We start from the raw sequence: 12,865 nt of genomic DNA on the forward strand, positions 1-12,865 counted from the left end.
CACGGTGACCGGCACGGAGCCGGTCCCCCCACCCCGACGCACGCCGCCAACTCGGGCGGCCACTGGAAGGAACACCCGAAGTGAAGCTTCAGCGCAAGAACGGGCTTCGCGCCACCGCGCTCGGTGCCCTCGCCCTGTCCGGCGCCCTGGTCCTCACGGCGTGTGGTTCGGACGACAACACGGCCCCCGGTGACGGCGGCGACAAGACCAACGCCGCCTCGAACATCAAGTGCGACGACGCCAAGGGCCAGATCCTCGCGGCGGGCTCGAGCGCACAGAAGAACGCCATGGACCTGTGGGTCAAGAACTTCCAGGCCGCGTGCTCGGGCGTCGAGGTCAACTACCAGCCCATCGGTTCGGGCGGCGGTATCACCAAGTTCACGCAGGGCCAGGTCGCCTTCGCCGGCTCCGACTCCGCGCTCAAGCCGGAGGAGGTCGAGGAGTCGAAGAAGATCTGCAAGGGCGGCCAGGGCATCAACCTGCCGATGGTCGGTGGCCCCGTCGCCATCGGCTACAACCTGGAGGGCGTGGACAACCTCGTCCTCGACGCCCCCACCCTCGCGAAGATCTTCGACTCGAAGATCAAGAAGTGGAACGACCCGGCCATCGCCAAGCTCAACCCGGACGCGAAGCTGCCGGACTCGGCCATCCAGGCCTTCCACCGCTCCGACGAGTCGGGCACCACGCAGAACCTGCACAAGTACCTCAGCGAGGCCGCTCCGACGGACTGGAAGCACGACCCGAAGTCGAAGTCGTGGCTGGCCCCCGGCGGCCAGGCGGCCAACGGCTCCTCCGGCGTCGCCGCCCAGGTGAAGCAGACCCAGGGTTCGATCGGCTACTTCGAGCTGTCGTACGCGACCTCGCAGTCGATCCCCGCCGTCAAGGTCGACACCGGCGCCGGCGCCCCGGTCGAGGCGACCAGCGCGAACGCCTCCAAGGCCATCGCCGCCGCCAAGGTCAAGGGCACCGGCAAGGACCTGGCCCTCTCGCTCGACTACAAGACCAAGGCCGAGGGCGCGTACCCGATCATCCTGGTGACGTACGAGATCGCCTGCGACAAGGGCAACAAGGCGGAGACGCTGCCGACCCTGAAGTCCTTCCTCAACTACACCGTCAGCGAGGAGGGCCAGAAGGTCCTCGCCGACGCCGGCTACGCGCCGCTGCCCGCCGAGATCGCGACCAAGGTCCGCGAGATCGTCCCCACCCTGTCCTGATGTCCGGCCGGGGCCGGTCCGCCATCGCGGACCGGCCCCGGCATCCGGTGCACCGCCGCCTGGAGCCCGACGGCTCCGCAGACCGGAGACCCCGATGGATACAGCAACCACCACACCAGTCCCACCGCCTCGCGCGCCTCGAGAAGAGCGCACCGGCCGCGGCAAGCCCCGCCCCGGTGACCGCATCTTCCTGGGCCTGTCCCGGGGAGCGGGCATTTCCCTTCTGGTGATCATGGCCGCGATCGCGGGATTCCTCGCGTACCGCGCCGGCATCGCCATCTCGAAGGACGACGCCAACTTCCTCACCACGTCCGAGTGGAACCCGGCCGGCAGCCCGCCGGTCTTCGGGATCGCCGTACTCGCCTTCGGCACGGTCGTGAGCTCGGTCATCGCGATGGTCATCGCCGTACCGATCGCCGTCGGTATCGCGCTGTTCATCTCGCACTACGCGCCGCGGAAGATCGCCGCCCCACTCGCCTACGTCGTCGACCTGCTCGCCGCCGTGCCCAGCATCATCTACGGCCTCTGGGGCGCCATGTTCCTGGTCCCCTACCTCGACGGCCTGAACAGCTGGCTCAACGAGTACCTCGGCTGGACGTACATCTTCGAGAAGACCGGCGAAGGCGTCGCCCGCAACCTGTTCACCGTGGGCATCCTGCTCGCGATCATGATCCTGCCGATCATCACCAACGTCACCCGCGAGGTCTTCCTCCAGGTGCCGAAGATGCACGAAGAGGCCGCCCTGGCGCTCGGCGCCACCCGCTGGGAGGTCATCCGGATCTCGGTGCTGCCCTTCGGCCGCTCCGGCATCATCAGCGCCTCCATGCTGGGCCTCGGCCGTGCGCTGGGCGAGACGATGGCCGTCGCCGTCGTCCTCTCGCCGAGCTTCATCATCTCCGGGCACCTGCTGGACCCGGGCGGCGGCACGTTCGCACAGAACATCGCCGCGAAGTTCAACGAGGCGGACGAATTCGGCCGTGACGCGCTGATCGCCTCCGGCCTCGTCCTGTTCGTGATCACTCTGCTGGTCAACGGCGCGGCCCGCGCGATCATCGCCCGCCGCAAGGAGTACTCGGGGGCCAACGCATGAGCCAGCTCGTCAAGGACCGTCCGGTGACCCCCGTGCGCTCCGGCCCCCTCTCCCACGCCCGCCTCCCGCGCTGGGCCCCGACCGCCATTGCCGTCGGCTCGATCGCCGCGGGCTGCGCCATCGGCCTGGCCGCAGGCTGGCAGAGCCGCGTCCAGTGGGGCATGATCGCCGCCCTGCTCTTCGTACTCGCCACCTACGTGATCACCACGAAGGTCGAGAACTCCCGCCAGGCCAAGGACCGCGTCGCCACCAGCCTCGTCTGGGTGTGCTTCGTCCTCGCCGTCGTGCCGCTGTTCTCGCTGGGCTGGGTCACGATCAGCAAGGGCATGGAGGTGGTCGACGGCTACTTCATCAGCCACTCCATGAACGGCGTCCTCGACGCCGAGCCCGGCGGCGGTATCTACCACGCCCTGCTCGGCACCATCGAGCAGGTCCTCATCGCCGCGGTCGTCGCGGCCCCCATCGGCCTGCTCACCGCGATCTACCTCGTCGAGTACGGGCGCGGGAAGCTCGCCAAGGCCGTCACCTTCTTCGTCGACGTCATGACCGGCATCCCGTCGATCGTCGCGGGACTGTTCGTCCTCGCCACGTGGAACCTGATGCTGGGCTTCGGACCCTCCGGTTTCGCCGGCGGCATGGCCCTCGCCATCCTGATGATGCCGGTGGTCGTCCGCTCCACCGAGGAAATGCTGAAGCTGGTCCCGAACGAGCTGCGCGAGGCCTCGCTGGCCCTGGGCGTGCCCAAGTGGCGCACCATCCTGAAGGTGGTCCTGCCCACCGCGATCGGTGGCATCACCACCGGCGTGATGCTCGCCGTCGCGCGTGTCACCGGTGAGACCGCCCCGGTGCTGCTGCTCGTTTTCGGCACGAAGCTGATCAACCCGAACCCCTTCGAAGGCGCCCAGTCCTCGCTGCCGCTGTACGTGTACGAGCAGTACGCCGTCGGCACGGACGCCTCGATCGGGCGCGCCTGGGGCGCCGCCCTGGTCCTGATCGCTTTCGTCATGATCCTCAACCTGGTGGCCCGCGGCATCGCCCGCTGGAAGGCCCCGAAGACCGGAAAGTAGAACCACCATGGCCAAGCGAATCGATGTATCGGGCCTGACCGCCTACTACGGCTCCCACAAGGCGATCGACGACATCTCCATGACCGTGGAGCCCCGCTCGGTGACCGCCTTCATCGGCCCTTCCGGCTGCGGCAAGTCCACCTTCCTGCGGACGCTGAACCGCATGCACGAGGTGACGCCCGGCGGCCGCGTCGAGGGCAAGGTCCTGCTGGACGACGAGAACCTGTACGCCTCGAACGTCGACCCCGTCGCCGTGCGCCGCACGGTCGGCATGGTCTTCCAGCGGCCGAACCCCTTCCCCACCATGTCGATCTTCGACAACGTGGCGGCGGGCCTGCGGCTGAACGGCTCGTACAAGAAGAACCAGCTGGCGGAGATCGTCGAGCGCTCCCTCAAGGGCGCGAACCTCTGGAACGAGGTCAAGGACCGACTGAACAAGCCCGGCTCCGGCCTCTCCGGCGGACAGCAGCAGCGTCTGTGCATCGCCCGCGCGATCGCGGTCGAGCCGGACGTGCTGCTGATGGACGAGCCCTGCTCGGCGCTCGACCCGATCTCGACGCTGGCGATCGAGGACCTGATCGGTGAGCTGAAGGAGCGCTTCACGATCGTCATCGTGACGCACAACATGCAGCAGGCGGCGCGTGTCTCCGACCGCACGGCCTTCTTCAACCTGGCGGCGGTCGGGCAGCCCGGCAAACTCATCGAGATCGACGACACCGAGCGGATCTTCGCCAACCCGTCCGTCCAGGCGACCGAGGACTACATCTCGGGGCGCTTCGGATAAGGCGTCTTCGGGTGCTGCATGGCGGTGCCACCCGCAAGACGACGGGCCCGCTCCTCTCCCGGGGGGCGGGCCCACCCCTTTCCTCCCGCCTCGGGGACACCGCCCCCACACCCCGTGCGCCTCGATCCCCGGCGGGGCCGAACCTGCCGGCCTCATCGGGCCCCGCCCCGAAAGCCGGCGAGGCTCAACTTGCCGCGGCCACCACCCGGGCGCCGTGCACCGCAAACGCCGGCGAGGCTCAACTCGCCGGCGTCGTCGGGGCACCACGCCGAATTTCGCGCCTCAAACGCCGGCGAGGCTGAACCTGCCAGGGCCACCTCCCCGACACCGTGCGCATCGAACGCCGGCGGAGCTGAACTTGCCCGTCCCCGCCGCCCCGGTGCGATGCGCCTTCAATCGCCGGCGGAGCTGAACCTGCCGGGAGCTCGGACGCGAGGTGCCTCAAACGCCGGCGGGGCTGAACCCGCCGACCTCGTCGGGCCCGCCCCGAACCCCGCGCCTCGAACGCCGGCGAGGCTGAACCTGCCCGGCCGCCGGCAAGGCGAGACGTGCCGGAGACAACGTTGACGCGCAGCGACCATCCGCCGTCCAGCGGGTACCCGAACGGCGGCCGGCGTAGGAAGCGCCCCGCTGCGCCTCAAGGCCGCAGGGGAATGCGCGGGCACCGCGCCGAGGGCGTGCGGGGCCCGGGACAGCCCCGGATCCCTGAGCGATGCGGGGTCCGGGGCTTGCCCCGGTTCGGGAAGTGGCGGGGGTGGGGTGGGGAACAGCCCGCCGCAGGCGACCCGCCACGCCCGTCAGCCGAAGATCATGTAGACGACGCCATAGCTCGCCGCCGCCACCATCGCCGCCGCCGGCATCGTGATGAACCACCCCAGGATGATGTTCTTCGCGACGCCCCAGCGCACCGCGTTCACGCGCTTCGTCGCGCCCACGCCCATGATCGCCGACGTGATCACATGTGTCGTCGAGATCGGCGCGTGGAAGAGGAACGCCGAGCCGAACATGATCGACGCACCCGTTGTCTCCGCCGCGAACCCCTGTGGCGGATCCAGTTCGATGATCTTGCGGCCGAGTGTCCGCATGATGCGCCAGCCACCCGCGTACGTGCCCAGCGACAGCATCACCGCACACGCGATCTTGACCCACGTCGGGATCGGGTCGCCGGCGTTCTCGACATCGGCGATGACCAGGGCCATCACCACGATGCCCATGGTCTTCTGCGCGTCCTGGAGACCGTGACCGAGTGCCATGGCCGCCGCCGAGACGGTCTGCGCGATACGGAAGCCGCGCTTCGCCTTGTGCGGGTTCGCCTTGCGGAACATCCACATGATCGCGACCATCACCAGATAGCCGACGATCAGGCCGACCACGGGCGACACGAACATCGGGATGACGATCTTCTCGAGCACACCGGTCCAGATCACCTCGGTCCCGCCGGCGAGCGCAGCGCCGACCATGCCGCCGAACAGCGCGTGCGACGAGGACGACGGCAGGCCGAAGTACCAGGTGATCAAGTTCCAGACGATCGCTCCGACCAGCGCGGCGAAGAGGATGCCCATGCCGCGCGCCCCGACGGGCGTCTCGATGAGTCCTTCGCTGACGGTCTTCGCGACGCCCTGTCCGAGGAAGGCGCCCGCGAGGTTCATCACCGCGGCCATCGCCAGCGCCGCGCGCGGCGTCAGTGCCCGGGTGGAGACGGACGTCGCGATCGCGTTCGCGGAGTCGTGGAAGCCGTTGGTGTACGTGAAGAAGAGCGCGACCCCGATGGTCACGACCAGGGCAAGGATGTCCACGAGGTTCAGGACTCCTTGACCGCGATGGTCTCCACCGTGTTCGCGACGTGCTCGAACGCGTCCGCGGCCTCCTCGAGCACATCGACGATCTGCTTGAGCTTGAGGACCTCCATGGCGTCGTACTTGCCGTTGAAGAGGTGGGCGAGAAGCTTGCGGTGGATCTGGTCCGCCTGGTTCTCCAGCCGGTTGACCTCGATCCAGTACTCGGTGAGGTTCTCCATCGTCCGCAGGTGCGGCATCGCCTCAGCGGTCAGCTCGGCCGCCCTCGCGAGGACCTCGATCTGCTGCTCGACGCCCTTGGGCAGTTCCTCGACCTGGTAGAGGACGACGAGGTCGACGGCCTCCTCCATGAAGTCCATGATGTCGTCGAGGGACGAGGCGAGGTTGTAGATGTCCTCGCGGTCGAACGGCGTGATGAACGAGGAGTTCAGCTGGTGGAAGATCGCGTGGGTCGCGTCGTCCCCGGCGTGCTCGGCTGCCCGCATCCGTTCCGCGATCTCGGCCCTGGCGGAGGACTCCGCTCCGAGCAGTTCCATCAGGAGCTTCGAGCCCGTGACGATGTTGTCCGCGGATGCGGAGAACATGTCGTAGAAGCTCGTCTCCCTGGGGGTCAGACGAAATCGCACGTGGGGTCCTCGGGGTGCTTTGGATTCGGTCAGGCTGATGCTAGGTGCATCATCCGGCCACGGCTAACCGGCAGTATCCCAGTGTCGCCCATGGGGCAAGGCGAGCAGCACGGGCCCCCACCGGATTCCGCACGATTCGTTAACATATACCCACGAGGGGTATAGACCCCCTTTCTGGACAACGGGAGGACGCGATGACGACCACCGAGGCGGCCGGCCCCCCGGTCACGGACCAAGAAACCGACCACGACCGCGGCGTGCACGGGTATCACCAGCAGAAGGACGAGCACCTCAAGCGGCTGCGGCGGATCGAGGGCCAGATCCGCGGGCTGCAGCGGATGGTCGACGAGGACGTGTACTGCATCGACATACTCACTCAGGTCTCGGCGTCCACCAAAGCCCTGCAGTCGTTTGCGCTCCAGTTGCTGGAGGAGCACCTGCGGCACTGCGTCGCGGATGCCGCGGTGAAGGGCGGCGACGAGGTCGACGCCAAGGTCGAGGAAGCGACGAAGGCGATCGCCCGCCTGCTCCGCACCTGACTCGCCAACCCCGCACCCGCCCCGATCCCCGTCTGCTCCCAGCGGTCGCCGCGCCCCGATGGGCACGCCGTGTGGCTTGATCTTTTCGGTCCGGGGCGTTCCCCGGTCACTGGCGGCGGCTGCGCTCGGCCGCCACCATCAGCACCTCGTCGATACGGTCTGCGCTGAGGCGTTCCTCACGCGCGGCCGACGCGGCGATCATCAACTCGCCGCACAGCTCGATCTCGGCGAGGGCCACGTGGTCGTCCTGGACGGTCGTCGTACTGGGCGGAGCCACGCGCATTCACCTCTTCCGGCCGGTGTCGGTTTCCTAGCGTAGGGAGCGGTGCACGCCCCGCGCATGGCACGTCCGGACCATTTCGGCCCTGACTCTCCCGGCTCAGATCCCCCTGGCCTCCCCGGCGGGGGCCGCCGTGTGCCGCGCCTCAGGGTTCGATTTTGCCTGCGTAGATGTCTCTCTTGTCCGGGAGCCGCACCACGACCCGCGACCCGAAGTCGAAGAGGACCGTGGTCGACGTCACGTCGACCGTGCTGCCTTCGTTGGCGAAGGTGAAACGGTGCTTCACCTTGCGCAGCCTGCCCTGGTCGTCGAGGTAGGCGTCGAACGGCACCGCGCCTTGGACGAACCCTTTCGCCGCCGCGGTCAGCGACGCCCTGGCATGCGGTTCCGCGACCCGCGCGGCCCGCCCGATGTCGGTGGTGCCCCGGAAGTGCCGTACCTTCCGGCCGGCGAGCTCGACGTCGCCGATGTACGTCACCCGGTCCGCGCCGCGCAGCAGCGCCGCCGCGGCGAGCGGGTCGGTCGCGCCTCCCGTGACCAGATTCCCGTCGTCCAGGGTGGTCGTGTCGACCCTGACCCACTTGTCCGCCGGCACGCCCGCGCCCCGGTTCTTCATGTACAGGGCGCCGGGCGTCAGCAGCTCGGTGATCGGCTTGTGCTCGTCCTCGCCGGCGGCGTCCGGCGGAAGGACCACCCGAAGCCGCCCCATGCCGCGCTCGAAGTCGTACTCGCCCTCGCCGCGAATGCTGACCCGGGTGCCGCCGCTCGCCATCTCCAGGGACGTACGCGCCTTGGAGGTCCCGGCTCCCGCGAGGGTGTCCGCGGCCCTGCGCACTTCGTCGGCCGAGCCGCCGGCCCCGCCCGCACCACTCTTGCCCTCCTCCGCGGCGGCGCCGCCGCCCGAGCATCCGGTCGCCGTCACCACGGCCACGGCTGCCGCGACGGCGAACGCCCCGCCCCTGCGCATGTGCTGTTGCACCACCATCGCCTGCCAACCCCCAACGCCGGACCGCTGCTTGTGCGAGCCCCCGCCCTTCCCCTCAAGCCAGAGGGAGCCCGGGGACACCCATTCGCATAACGACCGCCTCGTCACGTCGTCACGCCGGGCCCGGGCTTTGCGGCCTCTTCGGCAGCAGTACGGTGGAGCCGTGCCCCAGCAGGACCCCTCCGCCGACGCTCCAGCGCCACACGTGACCACGACCGTCGAACGCGGCTCGTTCGCGCTCGCCCGCTGCACCTGCGGATGGGCGGGCCCGGCACGACGGTCACGGGACCGGGCCCGAGCCGACGCCCGCTCCCACGCCCATGCGCCCACGGCCTGATCGCCCCGTGCGATCCGCCCGTACCAGTGCGCATGAGTTCACCGGCGGGGGAACCTGCGTGCCCCGGGAGCCGTCTCGTTCCCCAGGAGGTTCCATGGACAGGCGTGCGCTGCTCACCACCGCTGTCGCCCTCACCGCGACTGCCGCAACGGGCTGTACGGGCAAGGGCGAGAAAGCGGCCGCGCCGAGCGGCACCGCCACCACGTTCACCCCGCCCCGTCCCTCCGCCACCGGGTCCTCGGCTCCCGACTGGGCCGCCCTGGCCCGTGGTCTCGACGGGCAGCTGATCCGGCCGGGGGACGCCGCGTACGCGAGCGCCCGGCAGCTGTACAACACGCGCTTCGACTCGCTGAAGCCCGCCGCCGTCGCCTATGTGGCCGGCGAGAACGACGTGAAGGAGTGCCTCGCCTACGCGAAGGCGCACGCCACCCCGGTGTCCATCCGCAACGGCGGCCACTCCTACGGAGGCTGGTCCTCCGGCAACGGACGCCTCGTCATCGACGTCTCCTCCCTGGACCGGGTCGAGGCCGACGGTTCGATCGGCGCCGGCGCCAAACTCGTCGACGTCTACAAGACCCTCGCCCGGCACGGGCGCACCATCCCCGCCGGCTCCTGCCCCACGGTCGGCGTCTCCGGCCTGACCCTCGGCGGCGGCCACGGCGTCACCTCCCGCGCCTACGGCCTGACGTGCGACAGCCTCACCGAGGCGACGATCGTCACCGCCGACGGCCGGCGGCTCACCGCGAGCGCGGACGAGAACCAGGACCTCTTCTGGGCGCTGCGCGGCGCGGGCAACGGCAACTTCGGTGTCGTGACCCGGCTCCGGTTCCGTACGCACCCCACACCCGACACCGTCACCGCCTTCCTCAACTGGCCTTGGGCCAAAGCGGAGTCGGTGCTCGCCGCATGGCAGCGCTGGGGACCGGAGCAGCCGGACGAGATCTGGTCCTCGCTCCATCTCGCCGCCGGTCCCGGCGGCTCCCGTCCCACCCTCTCGTTCTCCGCCTTCACTCTCGGCCGGGAGAGCGACCTGCGGAACGCGGTCGACCGGCTCGCGGACGCAGTCGGTTCACCGGCGTCGTCGGTCGCGCTGCGTCCCCGCAGCTACCGGGACGCGATGCTCGGCTACGCGAACTGCCTGTCCCTGACCGACGCCCAGTGCCATCTGCCGGGCACCACGCCGGGCCGCGACCGGCAGGGCGCGCTGCCCCGTGAGACGTACGCATCGGCCTCGGACTTCTACGACCGCGACCTCCCGGAGGGCGGACGGCGCGCGCTGATCGCGGCGGCAGAGGCGTTCACCCGTATCCCCGCGAACGTGGGCGGCGGCGCCGGTTCGATCGCGCTCACCGCGCTCGGCGGCGCAGTGAACCGAATGGATCCGCTGGCGACGTCGTTCGTGCACCGGCGCTCGCGGATGCTGGCCCAGTACATCGCCGCCTGGCAGCCGGGCACCGGCGGCTCCGCCCAGCAGCGCTGGCTGAAGGAGAGCCACGCGGCGATGCGGCGGTACGCATCGGGGGCGGCGTACCAGAACTACGCCGACCCGAATCTGGCCGACTGGCGCCGGGCCTACTACGGCCCGGCCCTCGACCGACTCACCCGCCTGAAGCGGCAGTACGACCCGGACCGGCTGTTCGACTACCCCCAGGCGCTCTAGACCCACCCTGTCCATGGGCCGGGTCGGCTCGAGCAAGCCCCTTCTCCGGCGGCGAGTTCCGCGCGCCGCCCAGTCGTCAGCCTCGCGCAGGATGCCTGCTCGTCGCCGCCGCGCGGCGAGCTCGCGCCGCGCACGACGGTGTCCACGCCGTCGACGGCCGCGGCCGGTCCCGTGCCCCCGCGCAGGTCCACGGCGTACGGCTGGGAGTGCCGGCTCAGCATCCGCACCTCGGCCCCGTCAGCGCGCAACCGCTCGGTGACGAGCCGGCCGAGCGTTCTGGTGCCGTCGGGTCACCAGGATCGTGGGCATCGCAGTTCTCACCCCTTCGGTGCGCGCGCTCATGCCCCGGCAGCGGCCACGATGCGCTCAGGCGGCGAGGCCGTTCTCGCCGTGGCCGTCGGCCCTCGGCTCCGGGATGTCCAGCGCTTCCGGCTGCAGCGCACCGGCTGCCGCGGCCCGCTTCGACCTCACGAGCCGGCCGAGGTGGCGCGAGGCCGCGATCGCCGAGACCAGCGGGGTGAGCAGCGCGAGAGCGAGCGGGGCGAGCAGCAGCGCCACCGCCGTGCCGAGCGCGAAGCCGCCGATGACATCGGTCGGGTAGTGCACGCCCATGTACACCCGGCAGAAGCCCTCCGCGACGGCGAGACCGAACGCCGCGAGGCCGAATCCGCGGTGGGCCAGGAAGAGCCCGGCGGCGATCGCCATCGCCATCGTCGCGTGGTCACTGACGAACGAGTAGTCGGTCTTGCCGGCGACGAGGACCTCGAGTCCCCGATGATCGAGGAACGGCCGCGGCCGTTCGACGAAACCGCGGATGGGGACATTGATCAGCAGCGCGATTCCGGCGGCGAGCGGTGCCCAGATCAGCCCGGCGACGGCCGAGACCGAGTCCTCCGCGGTGCCGCGCCGGCGCACGCTCCACCAGCACCAGAGCACCACCAGCACCATGGCGAGCATGATCCCGTACTCGCCGACGAACTCCATCGTGCGGTCGAGCCAGGTGGGCGCTTCCTTGGCGAGGCCGTTGATGTCGTAGAGCAGGCTGACATCCGGGTTCGCCCCGTCCGTTGCGAGTCCAGCCATCTGCTGCGGCCCCTTGCCTTGTACCTGGACGCACGTGCCTGTGCGCCGCCCTATCAACCCCCGTGGTCAGTGCGGTGTGTGCTGCATGGTCAGTGCGGCCTTCCCTGCCCAGGGAACGACGTCATCGGTGGTTGCGTTCCACTCTCCACCGAACGATCACGATGACGTTATCGAAGAGTGACACGTCACCGCAGCTCAGAGCCCTGCCGGGACCGTCGCATTCCGGCCACTCGATCATCTTCCGCTCACGCGTTCGGAGCCTCGGGCAGATCCGTCGGCAGGGCCCGCGCACCGTCCTCGGTGACGCGGGTGGCGCCGAAGTAGTCCGGGGTGTCGATCTTGTCGAACCGGATCAGCGCGCCGGTGTACGGGGCGTTGATCATGTATCCGCCGCCGACGTACAGCCCGACGTGCCGAATCGCCCGCGAGTTGACCAAGTCGTCGGAGAAGAAGACCAGATCGCCCGGCAGCAACTCGTCGCGCGAGGGGTGCGGCCCCGCGTTGTACTGGTCGTTCGCCACGCGCGGAAGCTCAATCCCCACGGTGCGGTAGGCCGCCTGCGTCAGCCCCGAGCAGTCGAAACGGCCGCCCTGCTCCGGCGTTCCGTTACCGCCCCACAGGTATTTGGTGCCGAGCTTCCGCTGCGCGAAGTAGATGGCCCCGGCCGCCTGCCGCGACGGCTCCACCCGCCCGGCCGGCCGGGCGAAACTCTTCTCGAGAGTCCGGATGACCTTCACGTAGTTCCGGGTCTCGCGGTACGGAGGAACACCCCCGTGCTTGATGACCGCGTACGCACCGGCGTTGTACGCAGCGAGCATGTTGTCGGTCGGGTCGCCCGGCGCCTTGCGAACATATCCAGCCAGTTCGCAGTCGTACGAGGCCGCCGACGGAATCGCGTCCGCCGGGTCCCACACATCGCGGTCGCCGTCCTTGTCCCCGTCGATTCCGTGCGTCGCCCAGGTGCCCGGAATGAACTGCGCGATGCCCTGCGCCGCTGCGTGGCTCTGCGCCCTCGGGTTCCAGCCGCTCTCCTGATACAGCTGGGCAGCGAGCAGCGCGGGGTTGATGGCCGGGCAGAGGTTCCCCCACTTCTGCACCAACGGCTGGTACCGCGCGGGCACGGCCCCCTTGGCGAGGTCCACGGCACCGTTCTTGCCGTTCCCTCCGAGCAGCCCGGACGCCGCCGAATACGTACCGACGACAAGCAGCGCGACGAAGCAGAGACAGAACCCGATCGAGAGCCCAGCGACCAGCCACGCCTTACGCACCGTCAACCACCTCTCGACGCCTGGTAGTCCACCCGCCGTCAGTGTAGGCGGCGGGTCACGCCGGCGAGGGTGATGCCGGCGGCCCCGCGCATCGACCTGTACCCCACCCGCGTCTCCAGAGAGGCACCCCGCGGCA

Annotated in this window: 12 protein-coding genes and 1 pseudogene; 6 read left to right on the forward strand and 7 right to left on the reverse strand. The window is 69.8% G+C overall.

The window, feature by feature from the left end:
- The first annotated feature begins 80 nt into the window (after positions 1-80).
- The 4 genes from pstS (at position 81) to pstB (ending at position 4,155) form a co-directional block, all read left to right on the forward strand.
- Positions 81-1,214, forward strand: a complete 1,134-nt coding sequence (pstS, locus tag ACIQ7Q_RS17505; protein WP_403862037.1) for a phosphate ABC transporter substrate-binding protein PstS — start codon at positions 81-83, stop codon at positions 1,212-1,214.
- Positions 1,215-1,308: 94 nt separating this feature from the next.
- The gene (gene pstC / locus ACIQ7Q_RS17510) at positions 1,309-2,304 is read left to right on the forward strand and encodes a phosphate ABC transporter permease subunit PstC (RefSeq protein ID WP_403862040.1); all 996 of its coding nucleotides are present in this window, start codon (positions 1,309-1,311) and stop codon (positions 2,302-2,304) included.
- Positions 2,301-3,371: a phosphate ABC transporter permease PstA gene (gene pstA / locus ACIQ7Q_RS17515; protein WP_403862043.1), complete on the forward strand. Its 1,071-nt coding sequence runs from the start codon at positions 2,301-2,303 to the stop codon at positions 3,369-3,371. Before pstC ends, pstA begins: the two co-directional genes overlap by 4 nt.
- Before the next feature lie 7 nt (positions 3,372-3,378).
- The gene (gene pstB, locus ACIQ7Q_RS17520) at positions 3,379-4,155 is read left to right on the forward strand and encodes a phosphate ABC transporter ATP-binding protein PstB (RefSeq protein WP_403862046.1); all 777 of its coding nucleotides are present in this window, start codon (positions 3,379-3,381) and stop codon (positions 4,153-4,155) included.
- A gap of 797 nt (positions 4,156-4,952) precedes the next feature.
- On the opposite strand, the gene ACIQ7Q_RS17525 is transcribed toward pstB, so the two are convergent.
- Both ACIQ7Q_RS17525 and ACIQ7Q_RS17530 read right to left on the reverse strand, forming a co-directional pair.
- Positions 4,953-5,951 (reverse strand): anion permease, encoded by a 999-nt coding sequence (locus ACIQ7Q_RS17525; protein ID WP_403862049.1) that lies wholly within the window; start codon positions 5,949-5,951, stop codon positions 4,953-4,955.
- A 5-nt stretch (positions 5,952-5,956) separates the two neighbouring features.
- Positions 5,957-6,577 (reverse strand): DUF47 domain-containing protein, encoded by a 621-nt coding sequence (locus ACIQ7Q_RS17530; protein WP_403862052.1) that lies wholly within the window; start codon positions 6,575-6,577, stop codon positions 5,957-5,959.
- A 194-nt stretch (positions 6,578-6,771) separates the two neighbouring features.
- Between ACIQ7Q_RS17530 and ACIQ7Q_RS17535 the strand changes: the two genes are divergently transcribed.
- On the forward strand, positions 6,772-7,116 hold the full coding sequence (locus ACIQ7Q_RS17535) for a metal-sensitive transcriptional regulator (RefSeq protein ID WP_403862054.1): 345 nt from the start codon (positions 6,772-6,774) through the stop codon (positions 7,114-7,116).
- A 106-nt stretch (positions 7,117-7,222) separates the two neighbouring features.
- Here the strand turns inward: ACIQ7Q_RS17535 and ACIQ7Q_RS17540 are convergent, their stop codons facing one another.
- Both ACIQ7Q_RS17540 and ACIQ7Q_RS17545 read right to left on the reverse strand, forming a co-directional pair.
- Positions 7,223-7,393: a hypothetical protein gene (locus ACIQ7Q_RS17540; protein ID WP_403862192.1), complete on the reverse strand. Its 171-nt coding sequence runs from the start codon at positions 7,391-7,393 to the stop codon at positions 7,223-7,225.
- 148 nt (positions 7,394-7,541) lie between these two features.
- Positions 7,542-8,381: a hypothetical protein gene (locus ACIQ7Q_RS17545; RefSeq protein WP_403862057.1), complete on the reverse strand. Its 840-nt coding sequence runs from the start codon at positions 8,379-8,381 to the stop codon at positions 7,542-7,544.
- 431 nt (positions 8,382-8,812) lie between these two features.
- On the opposite strand from ACIQ7Q_RS17545, the gene ACIQ7Q_RS17550 reads away from it, so the two are divergent.
- The gene (locus ACIQ7Q_RS17550) at positions 8,813-10,378 is read left to right on the forward strand and encodes an FAD-binding oxidoreductase (RefSeq protein ID WP_403862059.1); all 1,566 of its coding nucleotides are present in this window, start codon (positions 8,813-8,815) and stop codon (positions 10,376-10,378) included.
- Positions 10,379-10,437: 59 nt separating this feature from the next.
- Here ACIQ7Q_RS17550 and ACIQ7Q_RS17555 read toward each other — a convergent pair.
- From ACIQ7Q_RS17555 to ACIQ7Q_RS17565, 3 genes and pseudogenes are all read right to left on the reverse strand, one after another.
- Positions 10,438-10,687 (reverse strand): annotated as a pseudogene (locus ACIQ7Q_RS17555) (nucleoside-diphosphate sugar epimerase); the annotation flags it as partial.
- Between the two features lie 57 nt (positions 10,688-10,744).
- Entirely contained in the window at positions 10,745-11,461 is a 717-nt protein-coding gene (locus ACIQ7Q_RS17560; protein ID WP_403862062.1) for a phosphatase PAP2 family protein, read from the reverse strand.
- Between the two features lie 245 nt (positions 11,462-11,706).
- Positions 11,707-12,729: an NlpC/P60 family protein gene (locus ACIQ7Q_RS17565; protein WP_403862064.1), complete on the reverse strand. Its 1,023-nt coding sequence runs from the start codon at positions 12,727-12,729 to the stop codon at positions 11,707-11,709.
- Positions 12,730-12,865: the final 136 nt, after the last annotated feature.

This window comes from Streptomyces sp. NPDC096176, assembly GCF_044763255.1.
Classification (GTDB): domain Bacteria; phylum Actinomycetota; class Actinomycetes; order Streptomycetales; family Streptomycetaceae; genus Streptomyces.

What these genes read in the sequence shown, in the direction of transcription:
- ACIQ7Q_RS17560 (WP_403862062.1), bottom strand. Translation starts at nt 11,461, where the DNA reads ATGGCTGGACTCGCAACGGACGGGGCGAACCCGGATGTCAGCCTGCTC.
- pstC (WP_403862040.1), top strand. Translation starts at nt 1,309, where the DNA reads ATGGATACAGCAACCACCACACCAGTCCCACCGCCTCGCGCGCCTCGA.
- ACIQ7Q_RS17545 (WP_403862057.1), bottom strand. Translation starts at nt 8,381, where the DNA reads ATGGTGGTGCAACAGCACATGCGCAGGGGCGGGGCGTTCGCCGTCGCG.
- pstA (WP_403862043.1), top strand. Translation starts at nt 2,301, where the DNA reads ATGAGCCAGCTCGTCAAGGACCGTCCGGTGACCCCCGTGCGCTCCGGC.
- ACIQ7Q_RS17550 (WP_403862059.1), top strand. Translation starts at nt 8,813, where the DNA reads ATGGACAGGCGTGCGCTGCTCACCACCGCTGTCGCCCTCACCGCGACT.
- ACIQ7Q_RS17535 (WP_403862054.1), top strand. Translation starts at nt 6,772, where the DNA reads ATGACGACCACCGAGGCGGCCGGCCCCCCGGTCACGGACCAAGAAACC.
- pstB (WP_403862046.1), top strand. Translation starts at nt 3,379, where the DNA reads ATGGCCAAGCGAATCGATGTATCGGGCCTGACCGCCTACTACGGCTCC.